The 22,276-nt window shown below is 38.6% G+C and carries 28 protein-coding genes; 18 read left to right on the plus strand and 10 right to left on the minus strand.

The annotated features are described in order from the left end of the window. Window positions 1–10 precede the first annotated feature (10 nt). Window positions 11–409 (minus strand): pyrimidine dimer DNA glycosylase/endonuclease V, encoded by a 399-nt coding sequence (locus INQ00_RS02215; protein WP_197547180.1) that lies wholly within the window; start codon window positions 407–409, stop codon window positions 11–13. 235 nt (window positions 410–644) lie between these two features. Between INQ00_RS02215 and INQ00_RS02220 the strand changes: the two genes are divergently transcribed. The 8 genes from INQ00_RS02220 (at window position 645) to INQ00_RS02255 (ending at window position 5,395) form a co-directional block, all read left to right on the plus strand. Beyond that, complete coding sequence (locus INQ00_RS02220) at window positions 645–992, plus strand: hypothetical protein (RefSeq protein WP_197547181.1); 348 nt, start codon at window positions 645–647, stop codon at window positions 990–992. 61 nt (window positions 993–1,053) lie between these two features. Beyond that, the gene (locus INQ00_RS02225) at window positions 1,054–1,452 is read left to right on the plus strand and encodes a hypothetical protein (protein ID WP_197542565.1); all 399 of its coding nucleotides are present in this window, start codon (window positions 1,054–1,056) and stop codon (window positions 1,450–1,452) included. Window positions 1,453–1,549: 97 nt separating this feature from the next. Beyond that, window positions 1,550–1,990 carry a DUF6636 domain-containing protein gene (locus INQ00_RS02230; RefSeq protein WP_197547182.1) on the plus strand — a complete coding sequence of 147 codons (441 nt, stop codon included), beginning with the start codon at window positions 1,550–1,552 and terminating at the stop codon, window positions 1,988–1,990. Window positions 1,991–2,081: 91 nt separating this feature from the next. Next, window positions 2,082–3,080 (plus strand): DUF4424 family protein, encoded by a 999-nt coding sequence (locus INQ00_RS02235; RefSeq protein WP_197547183.1) that lies wholly within the window; start codon window positions 2,082–2,084, stop codon window positions 3,078–3,080. 72 nt (window positions 3,081–3,152) lie between these two features. Further along, window positions 3,153–3,587, plus strand: coding sequence for a DUF4189 domain-containing protein (locus INQ00_RS02240; protein ID WP_197547184.1), 435 nt, complete (start codon window positions 3,153–3,155; stop codon window positions 3,585–3,587). Between the two features lie 20 nt (window positions 3,588–3,607). After that, on the plus strand, window positions 3,608–4,369 hold the full coding sequence (locus INQ00_RS02245) for a hypothetical protein (RefSeq protein ID WP_197547185.1): 762 nt from the start codon (window positions 3,608–3,610) through the stop codon (window positions 4,367–4,369). A gap of 68 nt (window positions 4,370–4,437) precedes the next feature. Next, window positions 4,438–4,926 carry a YbaK/prolyl-tRNA synthetase associated domain-containing protein gene (locus INQ00_RS02250; protein ID WP_049384684.1) on the plus strand — a complete coding sequence of 163 codons (489 nt, stop codon included), beginning with the start codon at window positions 4,438–4,440 and terminating at the stop codon, window positions 4,924–4,926. 67 nt (window positions 4,927–4,993) lie between these two features. Continuing rightward, on the plus strand, window positions 4,994–5,395 hold the full coding sequence (locus tag INQ00_RS02255; protein ID WP_197547186.1) for an HI_0559 family membrane protein: 402 nt from the start codon (window positions 4,994–4,996) through the stop codon (window positions 5,393–5,395). On the opposite strand, the gene tusB is transcribed toward INQ00_RS02255, so the two are convergent. Genes tusB through fkpA form a run of 5 tightly spaced genes read right to left on the minus strand, consistent with a single transcriptional unit; the run spans window position 5,390 to window position 7,869 of the window. Further along, entirely contained in the window at window positions 5,390–5,677 is a 288-nt protein-coding gene (tusB, locus tag INQ00_RS02260; RefSeq protein ID WP_197547187.1) for a sulfurtransferase complex subunit TusB, read from the minus strand. The genes INQ00_RS02255 and tusB overlap by 6 nt on opposite strands. Before the next feature lie 8 nt (window positions 5,678–5,685). Beyond that, the gene (gene tusC, locus INQ00_RS02265) at window positions 5,686–6,045 is read right to left on the minus strand and encodes a sulfurtransferase complex subunit TusC (protein WP_197547188.1); all 360 of its coding nucleotides are present in this window, start codon (window positions 6,043–6,045) and stop codon (window positions 5,686–5,688) included. Beyond that, window positions 6,042–6,422 carry a sulfurtransferase complex subunit TusD gene (gene tusD / locus INQ00_RS02270; RefSeq protein WP_197547189.1) on the minus strand — a complete coding sequence of 127 codons (381 nt, stop codon included), beginning with the start codon at window positions 6,420–6,422 and terminating at the stop codon, window positions 6,042–6,044. The genes tusC and tusD overlap by 4 nt, the downstream gene beginning before the upstream one ends. Next, window positions 6,422–7,087: a helix-turn-helix transcriptional regulator gene (locus INQ00_RS02275; RefSeq protein WP_081000843.1), complete on the minus strand. Its 666-nt coding sequence runs from the start codon at window positions 7,085–7,087 to the stop codon at window positions 6,422–6,424. Before INQ00_RS02275 ends, tusD begins: the two co-directional genes overlap by 1 nt. A gap of 59 nt (window positions 7,088–7,146) precedes the next feature. After that, complete coding sequence (fkpA, locus tag INQ00_RS02280) at window positions 7,147–7,869, minus strand: FKBP-type peptidyl-prolyl cis-trans isomerase (protein ID WP_014064414.1); 723 nt, start codon at window positions 7,867–7,869, stop codon at window positions 7,147–7,149. A gap of 94 nt (window positions 7,870–7,963) precedes the next feature. Between fkpA and INQ00_RS02285 the strand changes: the two genes are divergently transcribed. The 5 genes from INQ00_RS02285 to INQ00_RS02305 all read left to right on the plus strand — a co-directional run bounded on the left by INQ00_RS02285 (window position 7,964) and on the right by INQ00_RS02305 (window position 12,219). Further along, window positions 7,964–8,185, plus strand: a complete 222-nt coding sequence (locus INQ00_RS02285; RefSeq protein ID WP_197547190.1) for a SlyX family protein — start codon at window positions 7,964–7,966, stop codon at window positions 8,183–8,185. A 138-nt stretch (window positions 8,186–8,323) separates the two neighbouring features. After that, the gene (locus INQ00_RS02290) at window positions 8,324–9,394 is read left to right on the plus strand and encodes an ABC transporter ATP-binding protein (protein ID WP_197547191.1); all 1,071 of its coding nucleotides are present in this window, start codon (window positions 8,324–8,326) and stop codon (window positions 9,392–9,394) included. Further along, window positions 9,391–10,260 (plus strand): ABC transporter permease, encoded by an 870-nt coding sequence (locus INQ00_RS02295; protein WP_197547192.1) that lies wholly within the window; start codon window positions 9,391–9,393, stop codon window positions 10,258–10,260. The genes INQ00_RS02290 and INQ00_RS02295 overlap by 4 nt, the downstream gene beginning before the upstream one ends. Beyond that, complete coding sequence (locus INQ00_RS02300; protein ID WP_049369977.1) at window positions 10,257–11,108, plus strand: ABC transporter permease; 852 nt, start codon at window positions 10,257–10,259, stop codon at window positions 11,106–11,108. Before INQ00_RS02295 ends, INQ00_RS02300 begins: the two co-directional genes overlap by 4 nt. Before the next feature lie 19 nt (window positions 11,109–11,127). Next, entirely contained in the window at window positions 11,128–12,219 is a 1,092-nt protein-coding gene (locus INQ00_RS02305; RefSeq protein ID WP_178165121.1) for an extracellular solute-binding protein, read from the plus strand. Window positions 12,220–12,289: 70 nt separating this feature from the next. Here INQ00_RS02305 and INQ00_RS02310 read toward each other — a convergent pair whose 3' ends face one another. Both INQ00_RS02310 and INQ00_RS02315 read right to left on the minus strand, forming a co-directional pair. Beyond that, window positions 12,290–13,675: an SLC13 family permease gene (locus INQ00_RS02310; RefSeq protein WP_197547193.1), complete on the minus strand. Its 1,386-nt coding sequence runs from the start codon at window positions 13,673–13,675 to the stop codon at window positions 12,290–12,292. Between the two features lie 155 nt (window positions 13,676–13,830). Continuing rightward, a complete protein-coding gene (locus tag INQ00_RS02315; protein ID WP_197547194.1) occupies window positions 13,831–15,057 on the minus strand; it encodes an MFS transporter in 1,227 nt (408 codons plus the stop codon). A 174-nt stretch (window positions 15,058–15,231) separates the two neighbouring features. Between INQ00_RS02315 and INQ00_RS02320 the strand changes: the two genes are divergently transcribed. The 5 genes from INQ00_RS02320 (at window position 15,232) to INQ00_RS02340 (ending at window position 19,702) form a co-directional block, all read left to right on the plus strand. Continuing rightward, window positions 15,232–15,942, plus strand: coding sequence for a FadR/GntR family transcriptional regulator (locus INQ00_RS02320; protein WP_197547195.1), 711 nt, complete (start codon window positions 15,232–15,234; stop codon window positions 15,940–15,942). Next, the gene (locus INQ00_RS02325) at window positions 15,932–17,005 is read left to right on the plus strand and encodes a Gfo/Idh/MocA family protein (RefSeq protein WP_197547489.1); all 1,074 of its coding nucleotides are present in this window, start codon (window positions 15,932–15,934) and stop codon (window positions 17,003–17,005) included. The genes INQ00_RS02320 and INQ00_RS02325 overlap by 11 nt, the downstream gene beginning before the upstream one ends. Before the next feature lie 10 nt (window positions 17,006–17,015). Next, window positions 17,016–18,122, plus strand: a complete 1,107-nt coding sequence (locus INQ00_RS02330; protein ID WP_049369980.1) for a Gfo/Idh/MocA family protein — start codon at window positions 17,016–17,018, stop codon at window positions 18,120–18,122. A 186-nt stretch (window positions 18,123–18,308) separates the two neighbouring features. After that, on the plus strand, window positions 18,309–19,079 hold the full coding sequence (locus INQ00_RS02335; RefSeq protein WP_197547196.1) for a hypothetical protein: 771 nt from the start codon (window positions 18,309–18,311) through the stop codon (window positions 19,077–19,079). Further along, entirely contained in the window at window positions 19,079–19,702 is a 624-nt protein-coding gene (locus tag INQ00_RS02340) for a PM0109 family protein (RefSeq protein WP_049369982.1), read from the plus strand. The genes INQ00_RS02335 and INQ00_RS02340 overlap by 1 nt, the downstream gene beginning before the upstream one ends. A gap of 79 nt (window positions 19,703–19,781) precedes the next feature. On the opposite strand, the gene pdxH is transcribed toward INQ00_RS02340, so the two are convergent. Both pdxH and INQ00_RS02350 read right to left on the minus strand, forming a co-directional pair. Then, window positions 19,782–20,414: a pyridoxamine 5'-phosphate oxidase gene (pdxH, locus tag INQ00_RS02345; RefSeq protein ID WP_197547197.1), complete on the minus strand. Its 633-nt coding sequence runs from the start codon at window positions 20,412–20,414 to the stop codon at window positions 19,782–19,784. A 66-nt stretch (window positions 20,415–20,480) separates the two neighbouring features. Further along, on the minus strand, window positions 20,481–22,127 hold the full coding sequence (locus INQ00_RS02350; RefSeq protein WP_197547198.1) for an ABC transporter substrate-binding protein: 1,647 nt from the start codon (window positions 22,125–22,127) through the stop codon (window positions 20,481–20,483). Window positions 22,128–22,276: the final 149 nt, after the last annotated feature.

The following is a 22,276-nucleotide window of genomic DNA, read 5'->3' on the forward strand; positions in this document are numbered from 1 at the left end:
GAAAACTCCTTTATTTTTGACCGCCCTTTGGAAGATGCGGTGTAAATCTCGCCTTTAATGGCATTCTTTCCTGAATACGTTCCCGATTAATCTGTAACGCCGCCTCTGTGGCTTCATAGTCCAACCATAAACTTGGATCATCGGGTAACGTTTCATTCCAAATATACTGCACGTTAAAGCCTCGCGCCTTACATTCCGCATGCAATGCATCATACCGTTTCTTTAAAAACGCCAATTTATTAAAGAAAAAACGCACATGCCCTTCACCTAATTTATATTCCGTAGACTGTCCTTTCAAATGAAATTTACCTTTCGCCACGGCGTTAGGAATGCGGGTTAATTCACGATGTTCAGCTAAAAGATGCTGATCACAAAGTTCCTCAGGCGGAACAAGATTAATTCGAGTCATAAACGATACCAAAGAAAAAGGAACATAGTACGGGGCATAAATGTATTTGTCTATTATTTACCTATCTCTTTAAGAAATATCCTAGTATTTTAGAAAGATATTTATCCGAGTATTTTAATAAAGTATTGATCTATTCCTAATAAAATGTATCATAGCAAAGAATTTACTAATCAATTTTAGAAGGTATTACTTTCTTCGATTTTTACACAACTCTACCTTTATTTAGGAGTAATATATGAACATGAAAACCACAATCCTTGCCTCGCTTCTCGCTTTAACATTAACTGGATGTAGTGCGTTAAACAGCGCAACTGTTTCTGAAGAAAAACTTAAAGAGAAAGCGGCATTTGCACTGAATACTGATGCCAGCGCAGTTAAAATCAGCAATCGTTCAAACGAAGGCGTACAAATTAACTTTACCGCAACTGTAGGCAAACGTTCACACCAATGTTATGTCACAAATGCATTAACCTTCTTTGGTCCAGCCACTTCTGGTGCAGTGTGTAACGGTGGTCGTGGAAGTACAGGGAAATCTACTGGCTCTTGCAACGACTTATTACGCGCAGCAGGGCAATGCTCATAATCTAAACTGAGAAAAAGATGTCATAAATGGCATCTTTTTCTTCATACAAAGATATTCCAATATGAAATTTTTACTTTTTTTAACTCATTTCATCGTCTTGTTATTTAGTGCTTATTTCTACTTCAACTTTGACGTGCGTTGGGTGCAAGTTATTGGTTATAACTTAGCATTCAACGAGCCTGTGGCTAATAGTCTAAATCATTCTATTAATATCTATTTTAAACTTATTGCCATTACCACTTTTAGCTATCTCTTTTTTGCTATTTTTCAACGTTTTTATCGTCGCTTTGCAATGTTACTATGGATGGCGGAAGCTGGAGTATTCGGGAAATATTTATTTGCTTTGAATGCGCTACAAAGCACCGATTATGATGGCATATTCCAAACCTCATCGGTTTATATTTATTTTTTATGCCCATTATTGTTAAGTTTGTTATCCTACCTTTATTGTAAGAAATAAAACAAGTAAACTCATAACTTAGCAATTCAAAAGGGTTTGCAAGCGGTTAAATTTTGTGGGAATTTTACCAATTCCGCCATTCAACAAGGAATTCAACATGAAAAAATTATTTTTATTCGCTTTATGTACTTTCTCTGTTTCTAGCTTTGCCTTAACCCCGCGAATAGAAACAGCATCAAACTCAGACTCGCTTATCAGTTTCCGCACTGCTAATGATGCTATTTATTGCTCTGGCGACATTCCTGGTCTAACCCCCAAAGTTGAATGTGTTACCACAATCAAAGGAAAACCGATTTTACCGCGTCCGAAAGATTGTGAATTCGAATGGGGCGAGCTATTTTCTGTTGGCGCTACCGGAAAAGCCTCACTTGTTTGTGCAAGTGATACCCCCGCTGTGCCAGACTCTCAGATCTTAAAAGACGGCGAAACGATTAAAGGCAAAGGCTGGCAATGTACTGCTTCGGGCGATTCATTAACTTGCTCAAACCAAGAAAAACACGGTTTTAAAATTAGCCAAGCAAAACAAAAATTATTTTAGTTCGTAGCGTATTTGAAAAATACACAATACGTTAATTGCCTTACCACAAGAGCGGTCAAATTTTTCTCACTTTTTACAAGGAACACCAATCATGAAAAAGTCTCTTCTCTTAACGATTCTTTGTCTTCCATTTATGGCTCAAGCTAACGACAGTACGGGAACGGTCTCTACTGGTGGTGTGGAATATATTAAAAATGAGCATATTGCGATGCAAAAGGAAAACCTATTTATCAGCCAAGATAAAATTAAGGTGAAATATGAATATCGCAATCTAACCGATAAAGACATTACTGAGACGGTGCTATTCCCATTACCGGAAGTGATGCTGCACGATTACGGTGATTTTGCTGACACCCAAAGTTTAATCAATTCTTTTAAGATTTATGCGAATGGCAAAGAAATCAAACCGACGACTCATGTACGCGCGTTCTTTTACGAAACCAAAAATGCAGAAGATCCAGAGAAAAGAGAATTGGTTTCTCACGATGTCACGGACATTCTTCGTGCCTGTGGTTTAACTGAAGAAGAGTTGATGGAGCCTTGGTTACGTAAATCAGATTCCGCAGATAAGAAAATCTTAAAATGTCAGGATCCACGTCTTGCCAAATTCGCATACAAAGACTCTGAGGATAGCGAAGATATCACTTGGGGTGGACAAATTATTTATAGCTGGCAGCAAACCTTTAAAGGCAATTCAACTACTCAAATTCAGCACGAATATGTCCCTCTTTTAGGATCTGGCATGGGGCTTCATGATCTCGTGAATTATAAAAAGTTTGCCGATACCTTTTGTATTGATCCATCATTTAAAAAATCAGTAAAAGCAAAATCTAGTCAAGGGATATACTACCGTGAGCTAGGTTATATTCTCAAAACTGGAGCAAACTGGGCAAAACCTATTGCGGATTTTACGCTTACCATTGAAAGACCAAAAGATCAGATTGTTTCTTTCTGTTGGAAAGGTAAAGGCGAGGTGAAAAAAGTGCTACAAAATGACAAAGTTGTGCAATATCAAGTAAAAGAAAAAGACTTCTTACCACAGCATGATTTAGATGTGCTATATGGTATAGATGCAAAGTTTTTTAACTAACACCTTGCTTAGTAATATGCTTTTACAATAAAGAGAAGACAAATCTCACAGGATTTTTCACAAGGAATAAAAATGAAAAAATCACTTACATTAGCTTTATGTGCTTTATCCGTTTCAGCCTTTGCAACAACACCTTCAATCGAAGATCAAATGTCGTATCCACCACAACCGCCACTTCTAGATTTTCCTAATTGGTGGAGTGTAATTGCTTATAATCCACAAAATGGTGCTTTTGGTTATGGCGAGGGAGGTATGATAAAGGCTGCTCAAAATAAAGCACTAAAGGATTGCGAGCTTGCTTCAAATAATGTAAATAAACAACATTGTCAAATTGTCACAGAAGCTAATCATGCTTGTGTTGCATTGGCAACAGGAGATTCTCCTGAAAAATATGCCGCTGTTCGCAATTTCAGAATGAAGCGAGAAAAAGCTGAACAAGAAGCCTTGGCAGCCTGTAAAATGAATTCAGCGAATTGCTCAATCACCTTTTCCGCTTGTGAAAAATAATCTTAAAAAAGGAACGCTCTATGAAAAAAATCTTACTTTGCCTGTGCCTCTTTTCTTCTGCCGCTTATGCTAACCAATGTGAAATCATTGATACCGAATTAGCCGCAAGTTATTCAGAGATGAAAACCTACGGCAACTATAACGAAAAAAATGAAGAAAAATACCAGTCTTCAGAAAAACGGTTTAAAGACGCATTAGCCAAAATTGAAAAATTAGAAGGCAAATTCTGCGCTTGGGAAAAAGCGCCTAAAGAGGGTGTGCGCGTGCTCACTTCAAAAGACCAAAAACTGCAAATCCTTGCTTGGGATTGGCAATCTGGCGGGACAATGCATGAATATGGCAGCATTTGGCGTTATCAGTTACCTAATGGCATTTGGAAAACGGAAGTTAATGAGTTAGACTCTTATATAACCTGGCTAGTATCGCTTAAATTGAATGGAAAACCTTACTATTATATAGAAACCGCTGACATCTACAGTCAATGTCATCATGCAATCGCAGCGAAATTTTATCAAATTACGGAAAAAGGTTTAGAAGAAGCCAATCTGATTCAAGGTAAAAAACCAACTTCTAATATTGAGGTATCGTTTATCTCATATACGAATAATGATTTACCAGAATCGAATGCCTATTTTGATTACGACTTGAAAAATAACCGCTTTAGCTTCCCGTTAGTACATCAATTTGAAGATACCTGTGGTAACGGAAAAATGACCTCAGAACGCATTTATTATCGTTTTGATGGCAAATACTTTGTAAAAGAGAAAAAGGTTAAAAAATAGATCTATTCCTGTACTCACATAAAAAAGGGGGAATTCTTATTAAAGGATTTCCCCTTTAAGGAAACAGCATGTCTGTCAAAACATTTGAAAAATTGACCGCACTTTTAGATAAACATCAAGCACGCTATCGTGTCGTTGAACACCCCACAGCAGGAAAATCAGAAGAAGTGGCTAAAATTCGCGGTACAGAATTAGGGCAAGGGGCAAAAGCGCTAGTATGCAAAGTGAAAGGAAATGGCGTAAAACAAGCAGTGTTAGTTATATTGCCGGCTGATCAACAATCTGATTTAAGCAAAGTTGCAGCCTATTTAGGCGGCACGAAAGCCTCGCTTGCTAGTCCTGCAGAAGTAGATACCCTAACTGACTGTGTATTTGGTGCAATTCCGCCTTTTAGCTTTCATCCTGATTTGTTATTAATTGCCGATCCTAGCTTACTGTCTCGTTATGATGAATTAGCATTTAATGCAGGTACGTTAGAACGCTCTATTATTCTCAATACACAAGATTATGCCTCAATCGTTCAGCCCACATTAGTGGATGTAATAAAAACCGAATAGAGAAAAGATTGGTTGTCTTTCATTTGATTGATACAATGCGTCCGTTTTTCTATTAATTGGACATCTCATGAAAAAATATCTTAAAGCATTTATTCTTTTACCGTTGATTATTCAAATTATTGGCACTATTGGCCTAATGTTCGCAAACAATGATGCCGATGGATTTCAATCTTCAGCGATTACCGTCTTTATCGTGGCTGCGGTACCGACTTTTCTCATTACACTTTGGGCAGCATTTCACCGTTATGCGAGTTATCACGTAAAAGCTATCGCATTAATTTCGGTACTAATTGGATTTTGTTATACCGTCGTAGCGGGGATCTTTTATGCAACGCTAGTGAATGACATGGGATTTGGCGAATGGTTACGCTCAGGAGGATTAGAAATTACCTGCTTAATGGCCGCAGGTTTAGCACTTTATTCTGTTATGGTATTACCGCTCTTGTTACCGAAAGAACGCCCGCTATAAGGCGATTTGAGGCGAATATTGAGCAGTTAAATCCACCAAATCTGTTAATGAAATTGACCGCACTTGATTGTTTTCTGGCAAAAGTGCGGTTAAATTTCGGGCTAAAACATCTTGTTCCAGCACAAAACATTGTCCTTTGCATTGAGTAAACATTTCTCCGTACTTTACCGCTAGCAACACGCCATCTTGCCATAAAACCACCGCATCATTTTCCGTGATTTCAGTCAAATAACGTTGAAGGTCTGCCTCAGAATAATGAGCTTGAGAAAAGGTATAAAGCATAATATTCCTTAAAACGTAAACACTTTTTCTGCTTGGCTAAGTTTATTGATCAGCGAAGTGCGGTCAATTTTTTCAGCAGAAATAATGAGTTGTTTTGTTTGCAAATTGTATTGGTCGAGTGAAGTGGCACAGACAAAGCGCTGTTCAATATCGTATAAATCTAATAATTTAAAGGTACGAATAAAATCTTTTTGTAACAATAACTCAGGATTTTGCCCATCGAGTAAATTTAATACGCCATCATCGATAAAAAAGACACCGATTTCCTCTTCATCACAAAATGCTGTCGCAGCAAGCAAAGCATCTAAACCTTCACGAGAAATCGCGTTTCCATGCGGTGCGGTACGAAATAAGAATGCAAGCTTCATAATGTCACCACCCGATCTGCTTTTAATGCCATCGCCATAAACTCGCCTAAGCCTGTAATCTCAAAACCTTCTGCCAGATTCGTATGATCCGTATCCTTTGCTGTAAGCGCATCCACTACGCCACGACGTTGTGAAGCGGCTACACATAAATGCAAAGGAATATGATGCTGGATTGAAAAGGCTTGCCAAGCTTGCATGAGATTAAATTCATCATTGGCAGGATAAACCAAGCCATTGCCATTACTCACACCGTCTTGGAAAAAGAAAATTTGGCTAATGGCATGCCCTTTTTCGAGTAAAGCTTGGGCGAATTGATAGGCAAGAAAAGCCCCTTGTTTTCCATAAACAGGACTTTTCACAGCGAGAACATAGTTCATTACTCTTGCTCTTGTTTGATTTGACGAATATACAAATACACGGTGTGGCGAGAAATCGCGAGGCGATCAGCCACTAAATTGATCGCATCTTTAATATCAAAAATGCCTTTTTCGTAAAGTGAAATCACAATCTGACGGTTCTTATTATTATTCGAAACCGAGCGATCTGCATTCACTTCTTCAATGGTTTTTTCTACCGTTTGTGCCACCAATTCTTCCACTGAACTTGCAAAATTGACGGAAGAGGTTTCATTTTGTTCCTGCGTTGGCATAAAGGCCTGCATAAATTGAGAGACCGGCACATCCAAATTAATATTGATACAAAGTAAACCAATAATGCGTTGTTTGCCATTTCGAATGGCGATGGTCACAGACTTCATCAACACATTGCCTTTCGCACGCGTGAAATAAGGCTTAGACACACTTTCACTTTGCATATTACGCAAGGATTTCAGGGCTAAATCCGTAATTGGTGAACCCACTTGGCGATTGGTATTATGCCCATTGGCAATACAAATGGCGGAATGTTCAATGTCTTCCAAAGAGTGTAAGACGATTTCACAATGCTCGCCAATCAACGCACTCACGCCATCAACTACCGCTTTATAGGAAATCAAAATAGCACGATCTTCATCAGTGAAAGGTTGTCTATCAGTTAGTATCATTTTTCAAATCTGGTAGGGAAAATGACCGCACTTTGGACAAAGTGCGGTTGAATTAAGGATTATTTTTTAGGATTAACGTCTAATACTTCAACTTCGAAGTAAAGTGTTGCATCAGGTGGAATTGAATCGCCTGCACCTTGTTTGCCATAAGCTAATTCAGGTGGAATCACTAATTCGATTTTACCGCCTTTCTTCACTAACTGAAGACCTTCAGTCCAACCTTTGATCACTTGGTTTAATTTAAATTCAACCGGTTGACCACGTTCAACAGAGCTATCAAATACTTTACCATCTGGTAATTTACCAGTGTAATGTACTTTCACAGTATCTGTTGCTTTAATCGCATCACCTTTACCTGCTTCAGTGATTTTGTAAAGTAAGCCATCTTTAGTGCTTTTTACGCCATCTTTTTTCGCAAATTCAGCGCGGTATTTATCGCCTTCTTCTTTTGCGGCTTTCGCTTGTTGTTCTACTTTTGCTTTTGCCGCAGACACTAATTGCTCTTGAATACCATCTAAGGTTTGTTGAATTTTTTCGTCTTTACGAACATCAACTTTACCTTCTAATGCATCTTTTAAGCCATCTAAAATACGCGCATTGTCGTATTGAATCACTTCTTTTTGAGCATCCACTAAATCTTTTACTTGGTTACCCATTAATGCACCTACAGCATAAGACGCATCACTTGCGCTTGGCGCTGCTTTATCTTCTGCAAAAACAGAACCTGAAACGACCGCACTTACCATAAGTGCAGCAAGAGAAAGCTTTTGAATTTTCAACATTTTGCTTGATCCTTTATAATAGAAACGGAATAGCGAATAGGTTAAATCGGATTGACCAAATTCACAACATTTTTTTAAAAATTAGAGAAATTTTATGCAAAATCAACAAATTTTAGAAGATCGCATCGCCGAACTTGAAATGAAAATTGCTTTTCAAGAACAACTTTTAGACGAACTCAACCAAGCATTAGTTCAACAACAGTTTGATATGGATAAAATTCAACTTCAACTCCACTATCTCGCCGGCAAATTAAAAGATATGCAACCTTCTAACATTGCTAGCCAAGCAGAAGAAACGCCACCTCCGCATTATTAAAATGTAATAAAACCATATTTTTAGCTAAATGCGTGATCTTCATCACAAATTCATGAAAAATATTTTTATTTTATTGAAAAAATAACTAAGTGTTTTTATGGTTACTCTATAGTTGTAAACCAAATAGAGGATGTAAGAATGGCAAAGTTAGAAATAAAAAATATTACAAAAAAATTTGGTGACTTTTACGCAGCAAATAATATTACTTTTACCGCTGAAGAAGGCGAGTTTGTCACCTTATTAGGACCAAGTGGCTGTGGTAAAACCTCCTTATTAAAGTTAATCGCTGGATTTCATGTGGCTGATGAAGGTGAAATCCTTATTGGAGGAAAAAATGTTAACAACGTTCCTCCAGAAAAACGCAATACAGCCATGTGTTTCCAATCCTATGCCCTTTTCCCTCACCTCAACGTTTCTCACAATATTTGCTATGGTTTAAAGCAACGTAAAATTGATATTGAAGAACAAAAACAGCGTTTAAATCTCGCATTGAAACAAATGGATTTAGAATTTCATAAATTGAAATTACCCAATGAGCTTTCTGGAGGTCAACAGCAACGTGTCGCATTAGCCAGAGCCATGGTCACTCGTCCAGATGTAATTTTATTTGATGAACCGCTTTCCAACTTAGATGCCAAATTACGCGAAAGTGTACGTTTTGAAATTAAGCAACTCTCAAAACAATACAATTTGACTAGTATTTATGTGACTCATGATCAGGCTGAAGCCCTAACTATGTCAGATAAAATTATTGTGTTAAATAAAGGTGCTATTGAGCAAATTGGCTCTCCTCAAGATATTTATCATCATCCTAAAAACCGCTTTGTGGCAGATTTTATTGGCATTGCCAATATCACGGAAGCCAATGTAAAAAACATCGGCGATAACCTTTATGCTGTTAGTTCTATTTTTGGCGATTTCACCGTATTTTCTGAGAAAAAACCGGAATCAGAACGAATTTATATTTGCTTTCGACCAGAAGACATTGAATTGTTACCAAACGCACAAACGGAAGCGGAAAACCAAATTACAGTAGATATCATCAACACCGCTTTTATGGGCAATATCACGGAAGTGCAAGGAGTTATTAAACGTAGTGATGAAGAGAAAAAATTACGCCTGCAACTAACAAAATGTCCGAATTTGAGCGATAAACTCACCTTTACGGTTCCCCGCCATGCGATTAAATTCTTGGAGTCCGTAAAATGAAAAGTCTCAAAAATGATGTAAAAGCATGGTTATTGCTATGCAGCGGTTTAGGTACAATCCTATTTTTAATGGGGTCCACATTCTACATTGTCGTCTCTCAAAGCCTTGGTTTATACAGTATGGGTGGGGAAGAAAGCCAATTTAATTTGGAGTATTGGCAAGCCGTATTAAATAGCCCTGTATTCCAAAATTCGTATATTTATTCCGTAAAAGTGTCTTTATTAGGGGCGATTTTATCCATCATCGTGGCTTATCCCATTGCCATGTGGTTGCGTAAAAAATTGCCTGCCAAGGTAACGATCATCACCATCTTGCGGGCACCTATGTTGGTACCGGGATTAGTTGCCGCCTTTTTGTTCGTCAATATGATTTCTTACCACGGCATTCTTAACGAAGTATTCGTTTATTTAGGCATTTGGGACGAACCGAAAACCCTACAAAATGACGAATTTGGTTGGGGGGTAGTGATTTTACAAATGTGGAAAAACATTCCCTTTGCTTTAATTCTTATTGGTGGCGCGGTCAATTCACTGAAAACTGATTTATTAGATGCGGCGGCTAATTTAGGTTCGAGTCCTTGGCAACGTTTTCGTTATGTGATCTTTCCACTAACCTTAGGTGCGGTACAAGTTTCCTTTATTTTAATATTTATCGGCGCACTCGGTGATTTCGCCTTTTATAGTATTGCAGGTCCTCGTAGTACCTATTCTTTAGCACGTTTAATGCAAATGTCTGCCTATGAATTTGAAGAATGGAATCAAAGTGCGGTCATGGCATTAACTATTATGTTGACCTCTGCCTTCTTCACCATCCTAGTGTCATTATTGATTAAACCATTAGCCGTCAAACGTGGAGAAGTCAAATGAGTAGTTCCGTACAAATCACAACGAAAAATGGTCGATTAATCGCACGTATTTCCTTAACGTTCTTTATTCTTGCTAATTTTATTTGGTTGTTCTTGCCATTTTTGATGGCTGGTTTATGGTCATTGGTAGATCCCGCTAAACCGTGGAGTTATCCAGATATTTTCCCTCAATCATTATCTTTTGAGCGTTGGAAAATCGTCTGGGAAACCACCTCTTTACCTGAAGCAATGTTTAATAGCTATACCATTGCGCCTACGGTTTCTCTGATCACTATTTTACTCTCTCTCCCAACAGCTTATGCATTTGGACGTATGGAGTTTAGAGGTAAAAAATTAGCAGAATTATTAACACTGATTCCATTGGTTATTCCAGGCATGATTATTGCCCTATTCTTTAGCCGTATGTTATTGGATTTAAATATTAATAATCCATTCATCGGCATTGTTATTGGGCATGTTGTACTCACTTTACCTTATGCTATTCGGATTTTATCCGCGGGCTTTTCTTCTGTACCGCAAGACCTTATTGATGCTAGCCGTGACTTAGGTGCATCTAAATTTACCGTTTTCAAAGACGTGTATATGCCGATGTTAAAACCAAGTTTTTTAGCATCAATTATTTTCTGTTTAGTGAAAAGTATTGAAGAGTTTGCTATCGCTTTCGTTATCGGCTCACCAGACTTTATTACCGTGCCAACCATTTTATATTCTTTCCTCGGTTATTCTTTTATTCGTCCGAATGCGGCCGTTGTATCGATTATTTTGTTGGTACCAAACATTATTTTGATGATGATTATCGAAAAATTGTTGAAAGGGAATTATCTCTCTCAATCCACAGGAAAAGCATAATTTTCACAAGGAGCATCTTATGCAAAAAAATATCCGTAAACTTCTATCCATTGGTCTTACCGCTGCCGCTTTGGCTGTCAGTACTTTTGCCTCGGCTTCCACTGACTTAAGTGGTAAATCTTGGAGTGAAATCGAAGAACTCGCTAAAAAAGAAGGGAAATTGACAGTTAGCGTTTGGTATTTGCAGCCGCAATTCCGTAATTTTGTCAAAGAATTTGAAAATCAATACGGTATTAAAGTCAAAGTACCTGAAGGCACCTTGGACGGTAATATCAATAAACTGATCGCTGAAAAAAATCTAGAAACCGGCAAAATGGACGTGGTTGTGTTAAATGCTGACCGTTTAGGCAACGTAGCGAAAAATGACATTCTTGTAAAACTCAATAACTTACCAAATTTCGATAAATTAAATCACCACTTACAAGGTGTTGAATTAGGCGATATGGCTGTAGGTTACTGGGGTAATCAAACCGGTCTAGCTTATGATCCTATGCGAATCAAAGAAGAGGAACTGCCACAATCTTGGGCTGATATGGAAAGTTATATTGATAAAAATCCAAAAAAATTCGGCTATTCTGATCCAAACGGTGGCAGCTCCGGTAATGCCTTCATTCAGCGAGCTTTAGTATATATTAATGGTGATTATGATTACCGTACCGATAAAATTGATGAAGCACAGATTGCTAATTGGAAGAAAACCTGGGATTGGTTCAGCAGTAAAAAAGATGCGCTAATCCGTACCGCTTCAAATGCTGATAGTCTAACCCGTTTAAACGATGGTGAGTTAGTAATTGTCTCTGCATGGCAAGATCACTTGTTCAGCTTGCAAAAACAAGGTGCAATTACTGACCGTTTAAAATTCTATGTACCCAAATTTGGGATGCCTGGCGGTGGTAATGTTGTAACCGTAGCAAAAAATGCGCCGAACCCAGCCGCATCACTTGTTTTCGTGCATTGGATTACCTCACCTGAAGTACAACAGAAATTAAACCAAGAATTCGGTGTTCGTCCACTAAATAGTGAATCTGGTTTGAAAGATACCATTTTCTTCTCAACACCATGGCGTAAAGCCGAAATGGAAGCCTTCACAAAAGAAGTTATTTCGAGATAAACAATAAACCGCACGTTAACGTGCGGTTTACTTTTATAGGCTAATAAAGTGCGGTCAGTTTTAACCACATTTACAACCAAACAAAATAAGTCATACTGCCGATGATGGCGATACAGAATAGGTTTAGAATCAAACCGACTTTTGCCATATCAAGTTGTTTCACATTTCCTGTTGCAAACACAATAGCATTGGGCGGTGTAGCGATTGGCAACATAAATGCACAACTTGCCCCACAAGCGATAATTGCTGCTAAAGCGATAGGCGGTAAATTCATAGATTGTGCCACTGAAATCACAATTGGCATAATCAACGCTGCACTGGCGGTATTCGATGTAAATTCCGTTAAGAAAATAATAAATGCCGTCATCACAAAGCAAAGTACCCAAAGTGGTTTGGTTTGCACAAACTGAACGATACTATCCGCCATAATCTTACTGGCACCAGAATCTTTCATCACGATACTGAGTGTTAAACCACCACCGAATAAAACGAGCACGCCCCATTCAACACGCTCTTGAATTTCTTTCCAAGTCGCCACGCCTGAAATACAAATAAAGATCACAACGCATAGCGCAATCACCGTATCAAAGTTTTCGATTTTTTTCGGTAATTCAAGGAAAGCCGTAATCCATGGGTTTAAGAGAGAGCTGAAAAGTAACATAATCGCCATACCGATAAAGATCATTAAGGTAATGATATTTTTTCGATTAAAGCTGACTTTCTCAAGTGATGGATTAAAATCCACAGAAAAGTCTGGACGTAAAATCACCCATAAAGAAAAAATCATTGAAGGTACAAGCAATACCATCACTGGGAAACCGTAACCTAGCCATTCCGTGAAAGTCACTTGAATTTGAGATGCCAAAATCGCATTCGGCGCACTTCCCACCAATGTACCTATACCACCGATACTGGCGCTAAATGCCATGCCTAACAATACAAAGGCGTACAACCGATGATTTTTCTCTGCATTGATACCTTTTAACATCCCCATCGTGAGCGGTAACATCATCGCCGCCACAGCGGTGTTGTTAATCCACATGGAAAGGAATGTGGTTACAGTGAATAGATAGGTGATAGAAAGTTTTAAGTTTCCTTTGGCCAAACGAATAATGTAATTCGCAATAATCTTGTCTAGATTCTGAATTTGCAGCACTGCAGCCACCACAAATCCCCCAAAGAACATATAAATAATTGGGGTAGAGAATGGTGCGAGCGCTTTTTGTGTATTAATCAAGCCTAATCCTATGGCCACGACAGGCACCATAAGGGATGTCACGGTAATATTAAAGGCTTCCGTTAACCATAAAATACCAATAAAAATCAGCAAGGCTAGCCCGCGATTCTCTTGAGCAGAAAACGGCAGTATTTTGATTAACACCAACATGAAGACAAAGTCTAAGGCAAGAATAATGAGACTTTTATATTTAGAGAGAAAGGTTTGTTGAGTTTGCATATATAATCTCCTATAAAACGATAGGGGAGATTATTAATTAGCATTTAACCGAAAAAATTGAAACATATTTTTAACAAATTTGTGACACGCTTCAAACTATTTTTGTATATACAACAAACCGCACCTAAAAGTGCGGTCTGTTTTGCTTTCGTTTTTTATTGTTGCATACGAGCTTGAATACGTTCTGGCAATCTTAATCCAACGAGAGCAACAAGGACAATTGTCCAGAATAAGGTGACATACACAAGGGCTGAACCAAGTCCTACTCTTTCGCTAAGTTTGGCGGCAATCACAGGAGACACCCCACCACCGATTGCAGCGAAATTATAGATGAAACCGATACCTGTGCTTCGCATTTCAGCTGGGAAGAAAGTCGCCATATATTTTGGTACTAAACCGGCAATTCCTAGATTAGTTGCAAGTAAGAAGAAGAGCAACGCACCAAGCGCTAATACATTATTTTCTGGCAAATAGAATACTGGGAAGAGGAAGAAAAGTGATAACAATAAGCTATATACAAAGGTTTTCTTCTCACCCAATTTATCCCCAATAAAGCCTGCAATTAAGGTACCAATGAGGATACCAAAGCCTGCCCAGAACATTAGCGATTTCACATTTTCAGCATAGCCGTTTTCTTTGAGGTAAAGTGGAAGTAGACCTACTACCGGCCAGTTTACGGAGAAAATTGAATAGCAAACTAAGAAAATAATTAAGGTGATTGGTAATTGTTTTTTAGTGAATAGGTCAGTAAGTGGAACTTTATTCACTTTACCCGCTGCTTTCGCTTGAGCCCATTCTTCACTTTCTGGTGCATGGCGACGAACATAGAGTACTAAAGCTACTGGAGCTAAACCAATAAAGAAAGCCATACGCCAACCATAAGCTTGTGCAACCCAAGGGATTACTTGAGAAGCAAGAATATTACCAATAGAAAAGCCACTCACTAAGAATGCACTGGCTTTTGTACGCAAATGTTTTGGCCAGCTTTCAATGGCATAAGAGGAAGAACACGCATATTCACCTGCCATCCCCATACCGATAATCATACGGAAGATGAAAAGCCAAATATAACTGGTGGATAAACCGCACAAGAATGTCCCAACGGAATACGTAATAATGGAAACAATCATCGCCAAACGACGCCCATATTTATCGGCAAAACTACCAAAAATCGCCCCGCCTAATGGACGTGCGACGAACGCTGCAAGTAATAATGTGGATGTTTCCGTTGTACTCATGGCGAATTCTTTTTGAATATCCAAAAGCACGTAAGTGATAAGCATATAATCGAAGCCATCAAAAACATAACCTAACCAAGCCGCAAATAACGCTTTCTTTTGCGTAGGACTGACTTCTTTATACCATGGTAATGATGTTGCCATAACAACCTCCCTTCCTTGTATTTGAGAATTTTGTGGTATAGATCACAGAATTTAAAATCACTGCTAATTTCTGCTTGCATAAATAAAGATAAGACGTATGATGTCTTATGTCAATCAAAGAGAATGAGAGCTGGATCACAAATTCAGAAAATAGATTAGAAAATGAGAACAGAAATGAAAAAAACAAGTAAAAAAGAAGCAAGTCTCGTTTTGCAGGATAAAATCAAATCGCTCATCATTAAACAAAACCTCAAATCTGGCGATTTGATGCCAACAGAAAATGAACTGATTGAACAGCTTGGTGTGAGCCGTTCCAGTTTACGTGAAGCCATTAAATCTTTAGAGGCACTACACATTTTAGATATTCGCCATGGTGTTGGTACTTTTGTGAGTGAATCCTCTCTTGTGCCAATGATCCGCGGATTAAGTTTTCACACCCAACTGAATTTGCATAATGATCATAATCAGCTGATTAATATTTTGGATATTCGGGAAATTTTGGAATACGGTTTTGCCCCGATGGTTTTAGGAAAAATTAGCCAAGAACAGACCGCACTTTTGCAAAAATCAGTGGCAAACATGGAAAAAAATGCCCGTGAGCAAAAATTTTCCTCAAAAGATGAATATCACATTCATTTAAAACTTTATGAACCATTAAATAACCCATTACTGATTCAATATTTAGATGCGTTTTGGCAAATTTATCAGCAAGTAGAAAAAGGCTTACCGCCACCAATACTTTCGCCTGAAAAATTAGCCATGCAACACCGTGAATTAATTGATGCCGTAGAAGCTCATGATTTGGTACGCATGCAACGCGCGATCTTGCAATATTTCCAAAGTATTCGCCAACGCTTACAACAAGGAGGGCATGATGCAAACTAATGGATTAAACATTGCCTTAATCGGCTGTGGCTTTTTTGGTGTTCAGTTGGCTTCAGCATTTGATAAAGCCCAAGCAAACTTAATTGCAGTGACCGATATCAATCCTTCTCTTGCACAAAAACTCGCAGACCAATACAGCAGCCAAGCCTTTTTTAGTGTAGAAGAAATGTTGGCTGAAACTAAACCGGATTTAGTGGTTATCGCCACACCAAACTATGCCCATTATTCTCCGGCTATTTTGGCTTTAAATGCGAGTTGTCATGTCTTTATTGAAACGCCTTTTACCTTAAGCTCTTCTCAAGGCCAACATTTACGCCGTCTTGCTGAAGAAAAAGGTAAAGTCATTTTTGTGGGCCATTTAGAGCGTACGTTACCTGGCATGTTAAAAGTCAAAGCGGCTTTAGAACAAGGAAAATTAGGCAGAATTACGGTCGCACGAGCCACGCGTCAGCGTTGGATTGAAAACCTACCAAATAAAGAGTGGTGGAAATTAGATGCCAATCTTACGGGCGGTGAGCTTTTCCACCTCATTCATGAACTGGATTTACTCTGTTGGTTATTAGGCGATATTAAGGCGGTCTTTGCTCAAGCCGCTAATCAAGCGCATCACGATACACCAGATAGTCGTGATGTGTTGCAACTGTTACTACGTTTTGAAAATGGGGTGTTAGGTTCGCTCGAAATGGGTACCGCTTATCGGTTACACCAATGGGGTATTCAAATTCATGGTGAAAATGGTGTGATTGAAGTCAATTTCTTTACCTCAAGTGTCACATTTAATTATCTAGATGGAAAAATAGAACACGTTGATTTATTTGATGAATTTGAGGCTGATTTATCTTTACGTGAAAGTGCCAAAGGCACTCAGCAATATAATGTCACCCACGCACCTTGCCAACTTTGGTTAAGCCGAGCGGCTGAAATCGAAGTACAAAGCGTAGTGGAGCACTTAACACAAGGAAAAATCAGCCCATTAAGTCTATGTTTAACTGAAGCCATCGAAGTTGCAGAAGCAGCGAAGCAATCCATGGTAACGGAAAAACAAATCTCAGTGAAAAAATAAGGAGTTTATTATGATGCGATATGGTGTTGTTGGCGTTGGCTATTTTGGTGCGGATTTAGCCCGTTTCATGAATGAATTTGATGATGCACAGATTACAATGGTATACGACCCTGAAAATGGTGAAACCATTGCTCAAGAATTACAATGCGTAGCGGCAAAATCTCTTGAAGAATTAGTCACTTCCCCTGATGTGGATTGCGTGATTGTTGCCACCCCAAACTACTTACACAAAGAACCAGTCATCCTTGCCGCAAAAAACAAAAAACACGTTTTCTGTGAAAAACCAATCGCCTTAAGTTATCAAGACTGTGACGACATGGTACGTGCTTGCGAAGAAAATGGCGTCACCTTTATGGCTGGCCATGTGATGAACTTCTTTAACGGTGTTCACCATGCCAAAGAATTAATCAATCAAGGCGTGATCGGTAAAGTGCTTTATTGTCACACTGCACGTAACGGCTGGGAAGAACAACAACCGACTATCTCATGGAAAAAAATCCGTGAAAAATCTGGCGGCCACTTATATCACCATATTCACGAATTAGACTGCGTACAATTCATTATGGGGGGCATGCCAAAAACTGTTACCATGGCAGCCGCCAATGTTGCACACAAAGGCGAAAACTTTGGTGATGAAGACGATATGATTTTTGTCACCATGGAATACGATGATAATCGCTTCGCTGTTCTAGAATGGGGTTCGGCTTTCCGTTGGGGTGAACATTATGTATTAATTCAAGGGGAAAAAGGCGCGATCAAACTTGATATGTACAATACCAAAGGCACCCTTCGTGTGGATGGAAAAGACACCTATTTCCTCATTCACGAAACCCAAGAAGAAGATGATGACCGTACCCGTATTTACAACAGCACAGAAATGGACGGTGCGATTCAATACGGTAAACCAGGCAAACGCACACCGCTCTGGTTGAGTTCTATCATGAAAAAAGAAATGCGTTATTTAAACGATATTCTTCATGGTATGGAACCAACTGAGGAATTTGTAAAATTACTCACCGGTGAAGCTGCCCGTGCCGCCATCGCCACAGCCGATGCATGTACCCGTTCTCGTTACGAAAACCGCAAAGTTGATTTAGCAGAAATCATCGGTAAATAAAAATAACGTAAAAATTAACCGCACTTTGGTTGAGGAATCAAAGTGCGGTTTATCTACATGAGATATATTACTCAAGGTTAAAGAAAAACCCTAAAGCTAGAGGGTTAGATCTGAAAATACATATAGATAATATTTTGCAGAAACTATAGATTGCTGTTCTCTATAATGAATTAAAAGGAAAAATAAATGCTATCAGCAATATTACATGGAAAAAAAACCGGTAGTGGACTAGCCGGAACCAGATTAAAAATAGGAGAAACGCAAGGAGCCGAGGATATTTTGACATCAAGTGTTTTTGAAAGAATAGCTTATTTACCCGATGAAGTATTTAACCGATTTATTCAAAATCTTCTTAATGGTTATGATTTTGGTCACTTATACGAAATAGAATTCTGGCCATATTGGGAAATAAATAACGCCAAAATCGAACCCGATGTCGTCTTATTTAATCAAATGCAACAAACCATTATTGTCGAAGCCAAACGATACGATAATACCCAGCAACAATATGCGTATCAACTCGCTAATGAAATTCAGGCTGCTTATAACAATGAAATAAACGATCCTATTTTACTAACTGTTGGTGGAATGTATGAATATAGCGTCAAAAACAAGAAACAATTAAAGAAACAAATAGACGATATACTACAAGCTAGAAATCTTAAAATAACTTATCAATTATATGTTAAAAGCTGGCAAGACATTTATTTGACTTTAGAGCAGGCTATAAAAGAAGAAAAAGCTCAATCTCTACAAAGACTACTTAGCGATATTAGGGAGGCTTACGATTGGCATGATATTCGTTATAAACCTTACCAATGGCTAAACGAATTAAAAGAAAAAAAGATTACTTATACTGAATACCCTCAATTAATTAAGCAAAAAAACACTTGGATTCAATTAAAACCTATTAATTTAACACATGAAAAATTTCCCTCTTTTCTAGGAGAATGCTAATGAACAAAAATGATATGAGCCTTATTCTACAAGATGTCAGGAAAGCCTACCGATTGCTAGCTGATTATCAACAAAGAATTATTGAATTAATTACTTTCATAAAAAAAGAACTAGATATTGAACATTATTACCACTCAATTCCAAACTATTGCGATCCACGTTCCCTTTATAAAATTTATAATATTGAGGATGGTATTGGTTGGCGATTTTTACCAATGATGAACTTAACCTTATTACTGCATAAAACTCGTAGCATTCCAGCTGGTGAAGAATGGCAAAATCACATTAAGCCAAATGATTTAGCCTTTAGTATAGTCATAGCCTCTGATGAAGATAACGACGGAGAGCTATCCCCTATTGACAGTAAAAGTGAGATCCACATCTATATTTATCAATGCCAAAAGCATAAGAGAAAAAAGGACTGGTATAGTGATGTGTGGTGGAATATAGAATACCCAGACTTTGGAACAGTTACTCACTATCAAGATAAATCAGGTGAAATTGAATACCAAATCTATGGAGAATCTTTAGATTTATCTGAAATGTATGACGAGGAAAGTGTGAGATCGACTCTTGATGCCTTTAGAAAACGCGCTTCTGAGAAACTAAAACAAGAAATCTAAAATATACTGTAGAATACCACACTCCTAACCGCACTTACCAAAAAAGTGCGGTTGTTTTTTTAGAATGTTTTTAAGAAACTTACGGCGATAACCGCTCTCTTTCCCATTTCCCCTCATTGTACAAATAACAAATTCTGTCATGTAAGCGACTTGGGCGACCTTGCCAGAATTCAATGCGATCAGGAATTACAAGATAACCACCCCAATGTGGTGGACGAGGTACGTTTAATGGGTGTTTTGCTGCAATCAGAGCAGCTTTCGCTAATAAAGATTTGTGGCTAGAAATGACCGCACTTTGCTCGCTGGCCCAAGCGCCAATTCGGCTGGTGTAAGGGCGAGTCGCAAAATATTCATCTGATTGTTCAGGCGAGATTTTTTCAGCTTTGCCCTCAATACGAACAGAACGTTCTAATTCGGGCCAAAAGAATGTTAGGGCAACGAAAGGATTATGCTCTATGGAGCGACCTTTTCGGCTGTGATAATTCGTAAAAAATACAAAACCTTGTTCGTTCACTTCTTTCAACAGCACCATTCGACTTGTTGGTCGACCGTCTTCATTGACTGTCGCAACATTAACACCTGTTGGCTCATTTACTTTGGCGGTAATGGCCTCGTTGAGCCATTTTTCAAATTGTTTTATTGGATTGGGATCGCAATCATGCTGAGAAAGCACCTGTTTGCAATAATCCTCACGAATATCATGTAAGTCCATTTTCTTTCTCCTTTTGCTTGAAAACAAAAAGCCCTTGCAACTGCAAGGGCTAGTATAGTTCGTTAATTATTTACCATCAACACTCACGCCATAAAACGCATCATAGCCGAATGGGCTTTGTACGTATCCTTTTACGCGAGGGCTAAGTGGTGCAAAACCAACAGAGTGCGCTACTGGAATCCACGGTGCTTGATCGTGGAAAATCACCTGTGCTTGTTTATAAAGCGCTGCGCGCTCATCTTTATTGGTTAAGCCAATCGCTTTATCTAATAGGGCATCAAATTCTGCATTTTTGAAACGAGCAAAGTTTGAGTTTCCCGCATTCGCACTTGCAAGTAACGGAGAAAGGAAGTTATCCGGATCACCGTTATCGCCTGACCAACCGAAGATACCTGCCGTTAATTCGCCTGCTTTAGCACGTTTTTGATAATCAGCCCATTCAAACGTTACTGGATTTGCTTTTACACCTACTTTCGCCCAGTCTGCCATCACAAGTTCAGCCATACGTTTTGGATTTGGGTTAGACGCACGTACCACCGGTTGAATCCAGAAATCTGTTTCAAAACCGTTTGGATAACCTGCTTCCGCTAAAAGCTGTTTCGCTTTCTCTGGATCATACGGATAATCTTGGATTTCGTCGTTATAACTCCAAATTGTTGGCGGTAGTGGGTTTTTCGCTGCAGTGCCCGCACCTTGATAAACTGCTTCAATAATGGCTTTTTTATCTACAGCATAGTTCAATGCTTGGCGTACTTTCACATTATCAAACGGTGCTTTTTCTGTATTGAATGCGATATATGCCACGTTCAAACCTTTTTGTTCCAAAAGCTGTACTTTCGGATCAGTTTTCATTTTGGCTAAATCCGCCACGTTCGGGAATAAAATTAAATCACAAGAACCTGCTTGTAACTTCGCATAACGCGTCGTTGCATCTGGTACAATGCTGATGACTAAGCGGTCAAGCGGTGTACGACCTTTCCAATAGGTTTCATTTGCTACGTATTGTGCCGCTTGGTCAGTTTTGTAATCCACAAAAATAAACGGACCTGTACCTACCGGTTTGTTATCGATCGTTTCTGGTTTCCCCGCTTTCAGCATCGCATCAGCATATTCAGCTGAGTAAATAGAAATAAAGTCCATACCCAAGCTTGCTAAGAAAGTCGCATCTTTTTTATTCAAAGTAATACGAACGGTGTTGTCGTCTACTTTCTCAACTGATTTTAATAAATCTGGGAATTTCATCGCTTTGAAATACGGATAAGTCCCTTTCGATACGTTGTGATAAGGATGATTAGGATCTAACTGACGTTGGAAAGAAAAGACCACATCATCCGCATTAAAATCACGTGTTGGCGTAAATTCTTTTGTCGTATGGAATTTCACCCCTTTACGCAAATGGAACGTGTAGGTTAAACCATCGTCACTGATCTCCCAACTTTCAGCCAATGCAGGCTCAAGGTCAGTTGAACCTTTTTTGAATTCAACCAAGCGGTTATACACTTGTTGTGAACTCGCATTGTAAGATGTGCCTTCCATTACTAATGCCGGGCTAAAGCCAAGTGGTGCTTTTGCCGTACAGTACACAAACGTGTTATTGCCCGAAGGTTTTGCTGTTTCTGCTTTCGCAGTTTCTTTTGCAGCAGAACCAGATTGATCACAAGCAGCTAAAAACAAACTCGCTGCAACAAGTGTTAATGTCGCTTTTAGTTTCATAAGTTGTCCTTTCTTTGTAAGGTAAGTTTCTCGCTTACCCAACCATCAATTGTGGTAGATTTGAATCCACCCTGTATATAAAAATTTTACTTAAGATATAAGCAAATCAAACTTTTACAAAATAAGAAAATGATCTTTCTTATAACAAA

Origin of the sequence: Haemophilus parainfluenzae (assembly GCF_014931275.1) — a bacterium.
In the GTDB taxonomy this organism is placed as follows: Bacteria; Pseudomonadota; Gammaproteobacteria; order Enterobacterales; family Pasteurellaceae; genus Haemophilus_D.